The sequence below is a fragment of the Bosea vestrisii genome, assembly GCF_030144325.1.
Classification (GTDB): Bacteria; Pseudomonadota; Alphaproteobacteria; order Rhizobiales; family Beijerinckiaceae; genus Allobosea; species Allobosea vestrisii_A.
In genome coordinates this window covers 1786041-1799654 of record NZ_CP126307.1, presented here as the reverse complement: position 1 = coordinate 1799654, position 13614 = coordinate 1786041, and the positions used below count along the sequence as shown (strand labels likewise).

Annotated in this window: 16 protein-coding genes; 5 read left to right on the top strand and 11 right to left on the bottom strand. The window is 65.8% G+C overall.

The window, feature by feature from the left end; translation table 11 throughout:
* Positions 1 to 50: 50 nt before the first annotated feature.
* Positions 51 to 1103 carry an ABC transporter ATP-binding protein gene (locus QO058_RS08965; protein ID WP_284171678.1) on the bottom strand — a complete coding sequence of 351 codons (1053 nt, stop codon included), beginning with the start codon at positions 1101 to 1103 and terminating at the stop codon, positions 51 to 53.
* Positions 1104 to 1349: 246 nt separating this feature from the next.
* On the opposite strand from QO058_RS08965, the gene QO058_RS08960 reads away from it, so the two are divergent.
* From QO058_RS08960 to QO058_RS08950, 3 genes are all read left to right on the top strand, one after another.
* Positions 1350 to 2111 (top strand): FadR/GntR family transcriptional regulator, encoded by a 762-nt coding sequence (locus QO058_RS08960; RefSeq protein WP_284171677.1) that lies wholly within the window; start codon positions 1350 to 1352, stop codon positions 2109 to 2111.
* A gap of 179 nt (positions 2112 to 2290) precedes the next feature.
* Complete coding sequence (locus tag QO058_RS08955; RefSeq protein WP_284171676.1) at positions 2291 to 3265, top strand: 2-hydroxyacid dehydrogenase; 975 nt, start codon at positions 2291 to 2293, stop codon at positions 3263 to 3265.
* Entirely contained in the window at positions 3250 to 4074 is an 825-nt protein-coding gene (locus tag QO058_RS08950) for an AprI/Inh family metalloprotease inhibitor (RefSeq protein ID WP_284171675.1), read from the top strand. Before QO058_RS08955 ends, QO058_RS08950 begins: the two co-directional genes overlap by 16 nt.
* An 89-nt stretch (positions 4075 to 4163) precedes the next feature.
* Here QO058_RS08950 and denD (QO058_RS08945) read toward each other — a convergent pair whose 3' ends face one another.
* From denD (QO058_RS08945) to QO058_RS08900, 10 genes are all read right to left on the bottom strand, one after another.
* Positions 4164 to 5147 carry a D-erythronate dehydrogenase gene (gene denD / locus QO058_RS08945; protein WP_284171674.1) on the bottom strand — a complete coding sequence of 328 codons (984 nt, stop codon included), beginning with the start codon at positions 5145 to 5147 and terminating at the stop codon, positions 4164 to 4166.
* A gap of 28 nt (positions 5148 to 5175) precedes the next feature.
* The gene (gene denD / locus QO058_RS08940) at positions 5176 to 6168 is read right to left on the bottom strand and encodes a D-erythronate dehydrogenase (RefSeq protein WP_284171673.1); all 993 of its coding nucleotides are present in this window, start codon (positions 6166 to 6168) and stop codon (positions 5176 to 5178) included.
* Between the two features lie 8 nt (positions 6169 to 6176).
* On the bottom strand, positions 6177 to 6923 hold the full coding sequence (locus QO058_RS08935) for an SDR family oxidoreductase (protein ID WP_284171672.1): 747 nt from the start codon (positions 6921 to 6923) through the stop codon (positions 6177 to 6179).
* A gap of 39 nt (positions 6924 to 6962) precedes the next feature.
* The gene (locus QO058_RS08930) at positions 6963 to 7409 is read right to left on the bottom strand and encodes a GNAT family N-acetyltransferase (protein ID WP_284171671.1); all 447 of its coding nucleotides are present in this window, start codon (positions 7407 to 7409) and stop codon (positions 6963 to 6965) included.
* Between the two features lies 1 nt (position 7410).
* The gene (locus QO058_RS08925; protein ID WP_347976166.1) at positions 7411 to 8085 is read right to left on the bottom strand and encodes a GNAT family N-acetyltransferase; all 675 of its coding nucleotides are present in this window, start codon (positions 8083 to 8085) and stop codon (positions 7411 to 7413) included.
* Positions 8082 to 8408 (bottom strand): hypothetical protein, encoded by a 327-nt coding sequence (locus QO058_RS08920; RefSeq protein WP_284171670.1) that lies wholly within the window; start codon positions 8406 to 8408, stop codon positions 8082 to 8084. The genes QO058_RS08925 and QO058_RS08920 overlap by 4 nt, the downstream gene beginning before the upstream one ends.
* Positions 8405 to 9244: an isocitrate lyase/PEP mutase family protein gene (locus QO058_RS08915; protein WP_284171669.1), complete on the bottom strand. Its 840-nt coding sequence runs from the start codon at positions 9242 to 9244 to the stop codon at positions 8405 to 8407. The genes QO058_RS08920 and QO058_RS08915 overlap by 4 nt, the downstream gene beginning before the upstream one ends.
* 126 nt (positions 9245 to 9370) lie before the next feature.
* The gene (locus tag QO058_RS08910) at positions 9371 to 9631 is read right to left on the bottom strand and encodes a hypothetical protein (RefSeq protein WP_284171668.1); all 261 of its coding nucleotides are present in this window, start codon (positions 9629 to 9631) and stop codon (positions 9371 to 9373) included.
* Between the two features lie 33 nt (positions 9632 to 9664).
* Positions 9665 to 9883, bottom strand: a complete 219-nt coding sequence (locus tag QO058_RS08905) for a hypothetical protein (RefSeq protein ID WP_284171667.1) — start codon at positions 9881 to 9883, stop codon at positions 9665 to 9667.
* Positions 9884 to 9905: 22 nt separating this feature from the next.
* Entirely contained in the window at positions 9906 to 11744 is a 1839-nt protein-coding gene (locus QO058_RS08900; RefSeq protein WP_284171666.1) for an IlvD/Edd family dehydratase, read from the bottom strand.
* A 339-nt stretch (positions 11745 to 12083) separates the two neighbouring features.
* Here QO058_RS08900 and QO058_RS08895 point away from each other — a divergent pair, with 339 nt between their 5' ends.
* Both QO058_RS08895 and QO058_RS08890 read left to right on the top strand, forming a co-directional pair.
* Positions 12084 to 13268 carry a pyridoxal phosphate-dependent aminotransferase gene (locus tag QO058_RS08895; protein WP_284171665.1) on the top strand — a complete coding sequence of 395 codons (1185 nt, stop codon included), beginning with the start codon at positions 12084 to 12086 and terminating at the stop codon, positions 13266 to 13268.
* A 2-nt stretch (positions 13269 to 13270) separates the two neighbouring features.
* On the top strand, positions 13271 to 13603 hold the full coding sequence (locus QO058_RS08890) for an NIPSNAP family protein (RefSeq protein ID WP_284171664.1): 333 nt from the start codon (positions 13271 to 13273) through the stop codon (positions 13601 to 13603).
* The last annotated feature ends 11 nt before the right edge of the window (positions 13604 to 13614 follow it).

Below are 13614 nucleotides of genomic sequence, written 5' to 3'. Positions count from 1 at the left end.
CGGTATGAAGGCCGCTGCCGGAGTGTTCTCCGTGCAGCGGCCTCAATGTCTCAGATGCGCTTGCCGCTCGCGGCGTCGAAGAGATGGGTCACCGAGGTATCGGGGCGGATCTTGATCGTCTCACCGGGCTTGGCGGTGATGCGCTCGCGGAAGATGCAGGTCAGGTCCTGGCCGCCGCAGCGAACGACGACCTGGGTTTCCGAGCCCATCGGCTCGATGACCACGACTTCGGCGGAAAGGCCGCTCGGATCGAGCATGAGATGCTCGGGGCGGATGCCCAGCACGGCGGCCCGGTCGTTCGAATCGGCCGGATGCTTGCCGATCGGCCAGATCACGCCGCCTTCGGTCTCGAAGCCGTTGGCGCGGATCGTACCTTTCAGCAGGTTCATCGAGGGCGAGCCGATGAAGGCGGCGACGAAGAGGTTGGTGGGATTGTCGTAGAGATCCAGCGGCGCGCCCATCTGCTCGACGATGCCGTCATGCATCACGACGATCTTGTCGGCCATGGTCATGGCCTCGATCTGGTCGTGGGTGACGTAGACCGTCGTGGTCTTGAGGCGCTGGTGCAGCTCCTTGATCTCGGTGCGCATCTGCACGCGCAGCTTGGCGTCGAGGTTGGAGAGCGGCTCGTCGAAGAGGAAGACCTGCGGATCGCGCACGATGGCGCGGCCCATGGCGACGCGCTGGCGCTGGCCGCCCGAGAGCTGGCGCGGATAGCGGTCGAGCAGCTTGTCGAGGCCGAGAATGCCGGCGGCCTTGTTGACGCGCTCGTCGATCTCGGCCTTCGGCGCCTTCCGCAGCTTCATCGAGAATGCCATGTTGTCGGCGACCGTCATATGCGGGTAGAGCGCATAGTTCTGGAAGACCATGGCGATGTCGCGCTCTTTCGGCGGCACGTCGTTGACGACGCGCGGGCCGATGCGGATCTCGCCGCCCGAGATGTTCTCGAGGCCGGCAATCATGCGCAGCAAGGTCGATTTTCCGCAGCCCGAAGGGCCGACGAGGATGACGAACTCGCCATCGTCGATGTCGATGTCGACGCCGTGAATGACCTGCGTCGAGCCATAGGCCTTGCGCACGTCGGCAATCTGGACGGATGCCATCTTTGGTTTCTCTCCCGCTCTTTAGGTTGCCCCGGGGTGCCTGACACAATCCCCGTCGGCGGCGCTGCAGATCATCGGTTTCTGACGACCGATCGACGCGAGATCACGCAATCCAGGCGAGCCGCCTGTTGCGTCAACCTCGTTCGCGGATAAAGTCATACGATAGAAAGAGGCGTGTCAAGCGCGGGGCAGCCAGCGGGAGTACCTCTCCGACGCTGCCGATCTTCGGAGGAAAGGCGCGGTTCGATGCGGCTCCATGTCCATGCGCGCCCGACGAGGCTCAACCCCGACCGGCTTTTCAGCCAGGTGGCGCACCGGCTTGCGGTCGCGATCATTACCGGGGCGTCGCCGGCTGGCGCGCTGCTGCCGAACGAGGATGATCTGAAGGGCGAGATTTCGGTCTCGCGCACCGCCTATCGCGAGGCGGTCAAATTTTTGAGCGGCAAGGGGCTGGTCGAGGCGCGGCCGAAGAGCGGGACGCGAGTGGCGCCTCGCGAGGCCTGGAATCTGCTCGACCCGGATGTGCTGGCCTGGCATTTCGGAGCCGATCCGAACGAGAAGTTCATCCGTGATCTCTTCGAACTCAGGCTTTTCGTCGAGCCGAGCGCGGCACGTCTCGCGGCGCAGCGGCGCAGTGCGGCTGACCTGCAGCGGATCGAGGCGGCCTATCGCGGCATGGTCGAGAATCCGCCCTATGCCGAGCGGACCGTCAATGCCGACCTCGCCTTTCACGAAGCGATCTTCGCCGCGACCCGCAATCCGCCGCTGCAATGCCTGGCGCCCGCCGTTTGCGCGACGATCCAATGGTCGCTGTTCCTGAAGGCGCCCGACGACCGCTTCTTTTTCACCGCGTCATTGATCGATCATGAGCGCGTGCTGGATGCAATCGTGCAGCGCGACGGCGAGCTCGCAGCGGCCCGGATGAGCGGGCTGGTGATCGACAGTCTGAACAGCACGCTGCGTCTGCTCGCTGGTCGAGCGGAGGCAAATGCGAGCAGAATCGCGTGATTAAATCATACTATATCGAGCTGAATCGACAGCCGAGCCGGGATGTCATAACCGGCTCTGCAAGCAGCCCCTGCCTGCGCGCCATGGTAATTCCCCGGCGCTGCTCCGGCAGCTATGCTGATCTAATCGTTTTAAAAGTTTGAAATCAAGCCACGTACGCCCTCCAAGAAAGCAGGACCATGACCGCGCAGAACAAGATCGAGATCGTCATGACCGGGCCGCTGATGGCCTATGCCGCCGACCAGCTCCGGGCGCGCTTCACCGTGCATGAGCTTTGGAAGGAGCAGGATCGCCCGGCGGCGCTCGCGGCCGTGAAGGACCGGGTGCGCGGCGTCGCCGGTGGTGGCGCGCATGTGCGCATCGACGACGCGCTGTTCGATGCGCTGCCGAAGCTGGAAGTCGTCTCGAATTTCGGCGTCGGCTACGACAATGTCGATGCCAAGGCCGCCGGCAAGCGCGGCCTCATCGTCACCAATACGCCTGATGTGCTGACCGATGAGGTCGCCGATCTCGCCATCGGCCTGCTGCTGTCGACCGTGCGCCAGCTGCCTCAGGTCGACCGCTATCTGCGCGCCGGCAAGTGGCTCCAGGGCGCCTATCCGCTCACCACCTCGCTGCGCAAGCGCAAGATCGGCATCGTCGGCCTCGGCCGGATCGGCAAGGCTGTGGCGCGCCGGCTCGAAGCCTTCGACGTGCCGATCGCCTATCATGGCCGCTCGCGCCAGGCCGATGTCGCCTATCGCTACTATCCCTCGCTGGTCGAGATGGCCCAGGATGTCGACACGCTGGTCTCGGTCGCGCCGGGCGGCGATTCGACCCATCACATCATCAATGCCGAGGTGCTGAAGGCGCTCGGGCCGAACGGCATCGTCGTCAATGTCGGCCGCGGCACGGTGATCGACGAGCAGGCGCTGATCGAGGCGCTGAAGGCTAAGACCATCCTCTCCGCCGGCCTCGACGTGTTCGAGGACGAGCCGCGCGTGCCGGCCGAGCTGATCGCGATGGATCATATCGTGCTTCTGCCGCATGTCGGCTCGGCATCTGTGCATACACGCGAACAGATGGGCCAGCTTCTGGTCGACAATCTTGTTTCATGGTTCGATGGCAAGGGTCCTCTGACACCGGTTGCCGAGACGCCATGGACAAAAGCCTGATCACGACGGGAATGCGCTGGATGCAGCGGGGCTTAGCGATCGCCGCTTTGGCGCTGCTCGCCGCCTCGCCGGTGGGCGCGCAGACGCAATCGCTGCCGCGCGGCGCCGAGCAGGCGCCCGAGGCGCTCAAGCCGTTCATCGGCTCCTGGGACATCGAGAAGCTCGGCGCGTCGCGGAAATGCACCGTGACCTTCGGGGCAGAGGTCGCAGGGCAGGGCCGGCAGATCCGTTTCCCGGCGACGTGCCGGCGCGCCCTGCCGATCCTGGATGATGTCGTTGCCTGGGACGTGTCCGGTGGCGCGCCGCGCCTGCTCGATGGCTCCGGGAAGGCACTCGTGAGTTTCGACGAGAAAGCCGATCCCGGGCGTCGCGGCAAGGGCACCGATGGCAGCCAGTATGGCCTCGATCCGAAGGGGTACGTCCGTGCCGCGGCGCGACCTGCACCGGGCCGCGCGGAGCTCGCGGCGACGGCCGCGGCGCGCCCGACTGCTGTCGATCCGGCGAATGCGCCGGCGGCAGGGAGTGTTCCAGGCCGCTATACCGTGATGCGGCAAGCCGGGCGCGACATCTGCAAGCTCGTGCTCTCGACCGCTCCCTCGGCCAATGCCGGTGCTTCGGTCGTGAGCTTCGACGGGCTCTGCCCCGATACCGGGCTGACGATCTTCTCGCCGATCGCCTGGCGCTATGAAGCAGGCCGGCTCGAGCTGATCGCCCGCAAAGGCCACAAGGTCGAGCTGGTCTTCGAGGGTGGGCAGTGGCGCAAGGACCCGGCGGTCGGCGCGCCATTGATGCTGAGGAAGCTGCCCTAGACCACTGTCGTCATGCTCGGGCTTGACCCGAGCATCCCTCGCTCATTGAGAAGAGATGGTCGGGTCAAGCCCGACCATGACGTCCCGTGTCACGCGACGAAGGTGCCGCCGAGTTCGTCGTCGATATGGGCGCGGATGATCTCCTCGAAGCTCGATTCCGCCTTGAAGCCGAGCGCGGGCGCGCGCTTGGCATCGAAATTGCGCGGCCAGCCGGCGACGATGGCGTCGATCACCGGATCGGGCACGCGCTTGATGCGCTTGACCACGTTCTCGCCGGCGACCTTGCGCAGCGCCTCGATCTGCTCGGCGACCGTCGCGGAATAGCCCGGCATGGTCAGGGCGCGGCGGGGACCGATCGCATTGGTGTCCATTGTCGCGGCGTGGATAAGGAAGCCGACGGCCGAGCGCGGCGAGGCATGCCAATGGCGGACCTGGTCGGAGACCGGCAGCACCGCGTCCTGGCCGGCGAGCGGCTCGCGGATGATGTTGGAGAAGAAGCCGGAAGCGGCCTTGTTCGGCGCGCCGGGGCGCACGCAGATTGTCGGCAGGCGGATGCCGACGCCATCGAAGAAGCCGCGACGGCTGTAATCGCTGAGCAGCAGCTCGCCGATCGCCTTCTGCGTGCCGTAGCTGGTCAGCGGCGTGGTGAAGAACTCGTCCTCGATCTTGTCATGGAAGGGCGCGCCGAAGACGGCGATCGAGGAGGTGAAGATCACGCGCGGCTTGTAGCCGTCGCCGACAAGGCGGATCGCGTCGAAGAGGTAGCGCGTACCGTCGAGATTGATGCGGTAGCCCTTGTCGAAATCGGCTTCGGCCTCGCCGGAGACGATCGCCGCGAGATGGACGATCAACTCGGGGCGCGAGGCGATCAGCTTCTCGGCCTCGCCCGGCTGGGAGAGGTCGGAGGTCAGCGACTCGAAGGCGAAGGGCGCATTCGCCGGCGCGGCAGCCGGGAAGACGTCCTGCGCCGTCACCTGGTCTATGGCCTTGCCGCCGAGGCCGCGGTCGCGCGCCAGGCGCTCGATGAACTTGCGGCCGACCATGCCGGCGCCGCCGATGACGAGGATATGCATGCTTTTGTCCGATCTATGCTTCTTACGTTCAGTTGGGTAGGCGGCCGCCGAGGTCGTCCTCGATATGGACGCGGATGATCTCGTCGAAATCCTGTTCGGCCCGGAAGCCGAGCGACAAAGCGCGGCGGGCATCGAAGCGGGTCGGCCAGCCCTTGACGATGTCGGCGGCGGCCTTGTCGGGGGCGCGGCGGATCAGCTTGACCGCCTTGTCGCCGGCGATGCGGCGGAGTGCCTCGATCTGCTCGCCGACGGTGACGCAGACGCCCGGCATGCTGAGATTGATGCGCGGGCCGAGCTCTTCGCGGCTGAGCGAGGCGCCGTGCAGCAGGAAGCCGACGGCTGAGCGCGGCGAGGCATGGGTGAAGATGACGCTTTCGTCGACCGGCAGCAGTGCCTCCAGACCCTGCAGCGGCTCGCGGATGATGCCGGAGAAGAAGCCGCCGGCAGAGGCGTTGGGCTTGCCGGGCCGGATCACGATCGAGGGGAAGCGGATGCCGACGCCGTCAATGAACCCGCGCCGCGAATAGTCGGCGAGGAGGAGTTCGCCGATCGCCTTCTGTGCGCCGTAGCTGGTCAGCGGTGTGACATGGAACTCGTCGGAAATCGCAGGCGGGAAGGGCGCGCCGAAGATGCCGCTCGACGAGGAGAAGACGAGCTTGGGCACATAGGAGCCGTTACGGATATCCTCCTGCCGGATCGCCTCCAGCAGATTGCGCATGCCGTCGAGGTTGATGCGGTAGCCCTTGTCGAAATCGCGCTCCGCCTCGCCGGAGATGATCGCGGCGAGGTGGAAGATGATGTCGGGCCGAAGGGCCGCGAGTTCGGTCGCGATTGCAGGCGAACTGGAATCCTCGGTGCGGGCCTCGATCGGCCCGGCGAAGCCGGTCGGTCGCGGTGGCTCGAAGACGTCGGTCAGCGTCAGTCTGGAGAGCGGCTTGCCGTTGCATGCGCCCTCGCGGGCGATGCGCGCAGCCAGCCGCTGGCCGATCATGCCGGCGGCGCCAGTGATCAGGACGTGCATGGCGCTACTCAGAGCGCGAAGCCGCCATCGGCGAGATGGATCTGGCCGGTGGTATAGCTCGCCTCGTCCGAGCCGAGATAGACCGCAAGCCAGGCGATCTCCTCGGCGGTTCCGAGCCGGCCCATGGGCTGGCGGTCGACGAAGGCCTGGCGGGCGGCCGCCTCGGTCGTCTTCGTGACCTTGGCGAGCTCGACGATGCGCTGGTCGAGCGAGGGCGACTGGATCGTGCCGGGGCAGATCGCGTTCGAGCGGACGCCTTTCTTGATGTAGTCGGCCGCGACTGCCTTGGTCAGGCCGATCACCGCCGCCTTGGTGGCGCCGTAGACATAGCGGTTCGGGATGCCGCGGACCGAGCCGGCGCCGGAGGCGATATTGACGATCGAGCCCTTGCCGGCGGCGAGCATGCCGGGGACGAAGGCCTTGATCGTGCGGTGCATCGATTTGACGTTGAGGTCGAAGGAGAACTCCCAGGCCTTGTCGTCACATTCCAGGATCGTGCCGTGATGGACGTAGCCGGCAGCGTTGACGAGGATGTCGATGGTGCCGACCTTCTCGGCGAAGGCCTCGACCGCCTTGGTCGAGAGCACGTCGAGCTTGCGCTTCTTCGCCTTCGGGATGCCGTCAAGCAGGGCAACGTCCTTGTCGGTCGCCCAGACGGTCGCGCCCTCGGCGACGAAAGCTTCGGCGATCGCCCGGCCGATGCCCTGGCCGGCTGCGGTGACGACCGCGACCTTGCCCTTCAAACGTCCTGCCATGTCGTTTCTTCCCTTAATTGTCCGATTATCGGAGGCTGGTTATCGGAGGCTTTTGCGCATATGGATCAGCCGGCGATCCGGCAGATCCTCGAAATGGGTGGTCTGGTAGCCGAGCCGCTCGTACCAGCCGATGCGGTCGGCGAGCTTGGCGTGCGTGTAGAGATGGACGGCGTCATGGCCGAGCGCCTTGGCCCGCTCCTCGGTGAAGTCCATCAGTTGCGAGCCGATCTTCTTGCCGGTGGCAGCGGGTGAGACGGCGATGCTCCAGAGCGTGAATTTCGCCGGCTCGTCCTCGAGAACCAGAACGCCGTCGAGCGCCTCGTCGCTTTCCGCGAGCCAGACCTCGTGCTCCGCCAGCACCTGATGGTAATCGGCGATGCGCGGCAGCGAGGGGACGCCGATGATGCTTTCGTTCGGCAGATAGGCGGCCTGCGTCAGCGCAACGATCGCCGGGATATCGTCTGTCGAGGCGCGGCGCAGGGGCATGTCAGGCGGCCCCCGCAGTCTTCATGACATCAGCCAGCGAGGTCTTCTGCTGGCCTTGCGCATCGAAGTTCTCCGGCGCGAGCCAGTTCCGGAAGGCCTGCCCGACCTGCGGCCATTCGCTGTCGAGGATCGAGAACCAGGCGGTATCGCGGTTGGCGCCCTTCACGACCTGATGCTGGCGGAACAGCCCCTCATACTGGAAGCCGAAGCGCAGCGCGGCGCGCTTCGAGGGCTCGTTGAGATTGTTGCACTTCCACTCATAGCGGCGATAGCCGAGCGAGAAGCCATAATCGCCGACGAGATAGACGGCCTCGGTCGCCATACGCGTGCGCTGCATCGACGGGGAGTAGGTGATCCAGCCGACCTCGAAGACACCGTGCTCGGGCCGGATCTCCATCATCCAGAGATGGCCCTTGGCCTTGCCGTCGGCTTCGTCGATCACGGCGAAAGGAATGATGCCGGCCTTGCCCGCCATCATCGTCAGGAGTTCGCCATAGACCTCGCGGCTCGGCGGCAGTGTCGCGGGCAGCCAATCCCATACCGAGGCGTGGCCGGCCATGGCCTGCCAGATATCGTCGAGATGGCGGGCCGGATCGAGCGGCTCGAGCCGGCAATAGCGCCCCTGCAGCACCTTGGTCGGCGGGAAGGTGCGGGGTGTCCAGTCGAGCGTCATCATGCCTTGATCGTCCTGCGCCAGGCGGTGAAGTCGTGGCTGATCTGCCAGCCCGGGCCGAGTTCTTTGGCGATCGCGTCGGCCAGAGCGGCGCCTTCCGTTTCCCAGGCGAGCCGTTCGACTTCGCCAGCGAAATCGGAGGCTGCCTCGTCGGCCTCGTCGTAGATGGCGTCGAAGACGTCCATCCAACTCTCCAGCCGGTCGGCGAGATTGTCAGACAGGCCGACATCCTCGGCATCGACCGGCTTGCGCTTTCCTTTGGCGTCGATCAGCCAAAGCCCGCTCTTGCCGAGCCATTCCGGGACGATGAGAAGCTGCCCGCTCACGAGCGCCCCTTCAGATCGTCGCGGAAGAACGGATTGAGCGGGGCCGAGGGGCCGTTGCCGGCGAAGCCCTTGAAGCTGCCTTCGTCCTTGATCAGGCGCGTCGCCTCTATGAAGGCGGCCCAGGCGGCCCGCGCCAAGGCACCTCCGATCGAGATGCGGCGAGCTCCGGCGGCGGCGATGTCGGACACGCTGAGACCGAAATCGCCATAGACCAGAGCGTTGACCGGCTTGCCGCCGGCGGCTGCGACGATTGCCGCGATGTCGGCGGCAGTCCTGGGGCCGGGGGCATAGAGCACGTCGGCTCCTGCCTCGGCAAAGGCCTCGATCCGGCGGACTGCCTCCTTCAGCGGCTCGGGATGGCCCGTCAGGAAGCACTCGGCGCGGGCGGTCAGCAGCACGCCGGAACCAGTCTCGTCCACGGCGCGGCGCGCTGCCTTGATGCGTTCGACGGCAAGCTCGAACGGGTAGAGCGTCTCGCCTGCACGTCCGGTCGCGTCCTCGATCGAGAGGCCGGCGACACCGGTCGCGATGCAGAGCTTGACGTTGGCGGCGACGCCATCCGGCGTGTCCGCATAGCCGTTCTCGAAATCGGCGTTGACGGGCAAGTCCGGGACCGCCTTCACCAGCTCCGACAGATGCGCCAGCATCATGTCGCGCGGCACGTCCTGGTCGGCACGCGCCTGCGTGAAGGCGAAGCCGGCGCTGGTCGAGGCCAACGCCCTGAAGCCCTGGCCGCGCAGCCAGCGGGCCGAGCCCTCATCCCAGGGGTTCGGCATGACGAAGCAGCCGGATTCGTGAAGTTTGCGAAACGCGTCGACTTGCGGGCTGTAAGTCATTTTAAATCGTTTCAAATGAGCTCAGGGGCGTCATACTGTCGCTCGGCGAGCGATTTGTCAGCCCCGTTCGTACGCACTGGCCGGCGAGCGGCGATGCGCAGCGGGAATGCCGCCGTTCGCTGGGTTTCAGCCGCCAAGAAGGTTGGCCAGTCCGCCGAGGATCACGAGCAGGACGATGGCGACGACGATCACGCCGAAATGGACCATATAGGCGATCGCCGTGAGCGGCAGCAGGATCGCGCCAATGATAGCTCCGGTCGCGATCATGCCGCGCCCGCGGAACCAATGGGCAAGCGCACCTCCGAGCAGCGCGCCGACGACCGCCAGCAGGCCGGCGAGCGTCAGCATCTGCCGATCCATGCCGGCCAACTCCGCCAGCGAATCCATCATGTCCTCCGTCGAAAGACGTGAAACGGTCCGTCAGAGATGGAACACGAAGATCGCCAGCACGAGAAGCCCAACCAAGACCGAGCCGAAATAGCTGCCGAGCAGCGACGCCGCCGCAAGTCCCGCGACGGCGCCAATCGCTGCCGCGAGGGGAAGGGCCAGCCGCCGGCGCAGCGCGAGCTGCCGGCCGGCGAGGCCACCCAGCAGCGCGGCGAGCGCTGCCAGGGCGATGTCGAAGACGCCGAACGGCATCCGAAAGAGCAGTTGGAGCCGCTCAGTGATTGTCGCGCGGGATGCCGAATTTCTTGTGGATCTTCTGGTACTTGACCGCCGGCTTCAGCACCATGCCCTCGGAGAGCTCGTCGACGATCTTGCGCTGGATTTCCTGCCAGGGGGTCTGGCTCTTCGGATATTTGTAGCCGCCGGCAGCCTTGAGTGCGGCGCGACGCTTCTCCAGCTCTTCGTCCGAGATCAGCATGTTGGCTGTGCGCTTCTTCAGGTCGATGCGGACCTTGTCGCCGGTCTTGAGCAGCGCGAGGCCGCCGCCGGTCGCCGCTTCCGGCGAGGCGTTGAGGATCGAGGGCGAGCCCGAGGTGCCGGACTGGCGGCCGTCGCCGACGCAGGCAAGCGCGGTGACGCCCTTCTTGATCAGGTAATCCGGCGGCCGCATGTTCACCACCTCGGCCGCGCCGGGATAGCCGACCGGGCCGACGCCGCGGATGAACAGCACGGTGTGCTCGTCGATCCCGAGCGCGGGATCGTCGATGCGGTGGTGATAGTCTTCCGGCCCGTCGAAGACGACGGCCTTGCCCTCGAAGGCCATCAGATCCTTCGGATTCTCGAGATAGCGCTGGCGGAATTCCGGCGTGATCACCGAGGTCTTCATGATCGCCGAGTCGAACAGGTTGCCGGAGAGGTTGAGGAACCCAGCCTCCTTCTTCATCGGCTCGTCATAGGCCTTGATGACCTTGCGGTCGCCGGTGAAAGCGCCCTCGCAGTTTTCGATATGAGTCTTGCCGTTGGCGGTGATCGCGGGCTTGAGCCGGCCCTTGGCGATCAGCTCGGCGATCACGGAAGGCAGGCCGCCGGCGCGGTAATAATCCTCGCCGAGATACTCGCCGGCCGGCTGCATGTTGACCAGCAGCGGCGTGTCGTAGCCGATCTTGGTCCAGTCCTCATTGTCGAGCTTGACGCCGATATGCTTGGCGATGGCGTTGACGTGGACCGGCGCATTGGTCGAGCCGCCGATCGCCGAGTTGATGACGATGGTGTTCTCGAAGGCTTCGCGCGTCAGGATCTTCGAGGGGATCAGGTTCTCCCAGACCATCTCGACGATGCGGCGGCCGGTGAGATAGGCCATCTCGTAGCGGTCACGATAGGGCGCCGGAATCGCGGCGGCGCCGGGCAATGTCATGCCCATCGCCTCGGCCAGCGCGTTCATGGTCGAGGCCGTGCCCATAGTGTTGCAGTGACCCGCGGATGGCGCGGACGATGCAACAAGGTCGACGAAGCCGCGATAGTCGATTTCGCCGGCCGCCATCATCTGGCGCGCCTTCCAGACGATCGTGCCCGAGCCGGTGCGCTCGCCGCGGAAGGAGCCGTTCAGCATCGGCCCGCCCGGCAGGGCGATCGCCGGGATGTCGACGGTCGCTGCCGCCATGATCTGCGCCGGCGTGGTCTTGTCGCAGCCGGTCGTCAGCACGACGCCGTCGATCGGGTAGCCGTAGAGGATCTCGACCAGCGAGAGGTACTGCAGGTTGCGATCGAGCGAGGCGGTCGGCCGCTTGCAGGTTTCCTGGATCGGATGGATCGGGAACTCGAAGGGCACGCCGCCCATCTCGCGGATGCCGTCCCGGACGCGATGGGCGAGCTCGAGATGATGGCGGTTGCAGGGGGCGATGTCGGAGCCGGTCTGGGCGATGCCGATGATCGGGCGGCCCGACTGCAACTCCTCGCGCGACAGGCCGAAATTCATGGTCCGCTCGATATAGAGCGCGGTCATGTCGGCATTGGCCGGGTTGTCGAACCAGGCCTTGGAGCGCAGCTGCTCCGGCTTGATCTTCCGCACCGGCTTCTTGCCGTTCGGCGTCTTGCTGCTCGGCGTCTTGGCCATCCCGTCATCCCCTCTCGCGCCCGGGCGGCTTCGCGCCGCTTCGGCATCGTCTTTAAATCGATTTGACCGACAGGTCATGCCGGCCGCGGCAGAACGGCAAGGGCGCTTGCCGCAATCGCTGTATGCTGCATACAACGACTTGAGGCGCCGTGCCAATCGCTTGGAGGGCGCCTGCGCCAGCAAAGGTCGCCGCGGCGCAGTTTGCAAGTGTTCCAAATGCGTCCCTGTCCGGACCGGGACGCAAGAGGCGCACTTGCGCGGCTGCCGGCTTTGCGGCCAAGACAGGTTTGAGACGTCGCGGCGGCGCGCAGACCGACCGCGAGCGAAGAGGAAACCGCCATGACGCTTCAAGTCGTTCCCTCCTTCGGCCGCATCGGTGAGGAAAACGCTTTCGCCGTGCTCGCCCGGGCGACCGAATTGCAACGCCAGGGCAAGGACATCATCAATCTCGGCATCGGCCAGCCGGACTTTCCGACGCCGGAGCACATCGTCGAGGCGGCGGTGAAGGCGCTGCGCGACGGCCATCACGGCTACACCCCGGCCAACGGCATTCTGCCCTTGCGCGAGGCGGTGGCGGCCGACCTGCACAAGCGCTTCCAGGTCGACGTCTCGCCGGAGGAGGTGATGATCGTGCCGGGCGGCAAGGTCACCATGTTCATGGCGATCCTGATGTTCGGCGAGCCCGGCGCCGAGATCCTCTATCCCGACCCGGGCTTTCCGATCTACCGCTCGATGATCGAGTACACCGGTGCGACGCCGATCCCGGTGCCGATCCGCGAGGAGAACGGCTTTGCCTTCTCGGCCGAGGAGACGCTGGCGCTGATCACGCCGAAGACGCGGCTGCTGATCGTCAACTCGCCAGCGAACCCGACCGGCGGCGTCACGCCCAAGGCCGAGGTCGACAAGCTCGTCGCCGGCCTCGCCCGCTTCCCCGATGTCGCTGTCATGTCGGACGAGATCTACGACCAGATGCTCTATGACGGCGAAAAGCATGTCTGCCTCTTGAGCTATCCCGAGATCCGCGACCGCCTCATCCTGCTCAATGGCTGGTCGAAGACCTACGCCATGACTGGTTGGCGCATGGGCTTCTCGGTCTGGCCGAAGCCGCTCTACGACAACGCCCGCAAGCTCGCGGTGAACTCGCATTCCTGCGTCAACGCGCCGGCGCAATGGGCGGGGCTCGCGGCGCTGACCGGCCCGCAGGATGCGGTCGCGATGATGCTGGCGGAGTTCGACCGGCGCCGGAAGGCGGTGGTCGCCGGGCTGAACGGCCTGCCCGGCGTCTCATGCATCGTGCCAAAGGGAGCGTTCTATGCCTTCCCGAACGTGTCGCAGACCGGCTGGAAGGCGAAGAAGCTGGCCTCGGCCCTGCTGGAAGATGCCGGCGTCGCCACCATCGGCGGGCCGGATTTCGGCGTCCATGGCGAAGGTTATATCCGGCTCTCCTACGCCAACTCGCTGGAGAATATCGAGCGGGCGCTCGGGCGGATGGGCGAGTTCCTCAAGAACGCGAAGGCGGCCTGAGGATGATCACCTGCCATCTGCGTTACATCGTCGACCCCTATCAGCTCCCGGCCTTCGAGGCCTATGGCAAGGCCTGGATCCGGCTGGTCGAGAGGTTCGGCGGCAAGCACCACGGCTATTTCATGCCGTCGGAAGGCACGTCGAACGTGGCGCTGGCGATGTTCAGCTTTCCGTCGTTCGCCGCATACGAGACCTATCGCGAGGCCTCGTTCAAGGATGCCGAGTGCCTGTCGGTGGTCGCGGAGAACGAGAAGCACCGTTTCATCATCAGCTATGAGCGCAGCTTCTTCCGGCCGGTGTTCGAGGATGATCAGGGCGTCAGACGCGCGCCCTGATCATCGACTCG

Excerpts from the sequence above, each read along its gene's own strand:
- QO058_RS08890 (WP_284171664.1), top strand. The coding sequence starts at position 13,271 with ATGATCACCTGCCATCTGCGTTACATCGTCGACCCCTATCAGCTCCCG.
- QO058_RS08900 (WP_284171666.1), bottom strand. The coding sequence starts at position 11,744 with ATGGCCAAGACGCCGAGCAGCAAGACGCCGAACGGCAAGAAGCCGGTG.
- QO058_RS08965 (WP_284171678.1), bottom strand. The coding sequence starts at position 1,103 with ATGGCATCCGTCCAGATTGCCGACGTGCGCAAGGCCTATGGCTCGACG.
- QO058_RS08895 (WP_284171665.1), top strand. The coding sequence starts at position 12,084 with ATGACGCTTCAAGTCGTTCCCTCCTTCGGCCGCATCGGTGAGGAAAAC.
- QO058_RS08930 (WP_284171671.1), bottom strand. The coding sequence starts at position 7,409 with ATGCCCCTGCGCCGCGCCTCGACAGACGATATCCCGGCGATCGTTGCG.
- QO058_RS08905 (WP_284171667.1), bottom strand. The coding sequence starts at position 9,883 with ATGCCGTTCGGCGTCTTCGACATCGCCCTGGCAGCGCTCGCCGCGCTG.
- QO058_RS08955 (WP_284171676.1), top strand. The coding sequence starts at position 2,291 with ATGACCGCGCAGAACAAGATCGAGATCGTCATGACCGGGCCGCTGATG.
- QO058_RS08910 (WP_284171668.1), bottom strand. The coding sequence starts at position 9,631 with ATGGATTCGCTGGCGGAGTTGGCCGGCATGGATCGGCAGATGCTGACG.
- QO058_RS08950 (WP_284171675.1), top strand. The coding sequence starts at position 3,250 with ATGGACAAAAGCCTGATCACGACGGGAATGCGCTGGATGCAGCGGGGC.
- QO058_RS08935 (WP_284171672.1), bottom strand. The coding sequence starts at position 6,923 with ATGGCAGGACGTTTGAAGGGCAAGGTCGCGGTCGTCACCGCAGCCGGC.
- denD (WP_284171674.1), bottom strand. The coding sequence starts at position 5,147 with ATGCATATCCTCGTCATCGGCGGCGCCGGCATGGTCGGCCGCAAGTTC.
- denD (WP_284171673.1), bottom strand. The coding sequence starts at position 6,168 with ATGCACGTCCTGATCACTGGCGCCGCCGGCATGATCGGCCAGCGGCTG.
- QO058_RS08915 (WP_284171669.1), bottom strand. The coding sequence starts at position 9,244 with ATGACTTACAGCCCGCAAGTCGACGCGTTTCGCAAACTTCACGAATCC.
- QO058_RS08960 (WP_284171677.1), top strand. The coding sequence starts at position 1,350 with ATGCGGCTCCATGTCCATGCGCGCCCGACGAGGCTCAACCCCGACCGG.
- QO058_RS08925 (WP_347976166.1), bottom strand. The coding sequence starts at position 8,085 with ATGATGACGCTCGACTGGACACCCCGCACCTTCCCGCCGACCAAGGTG.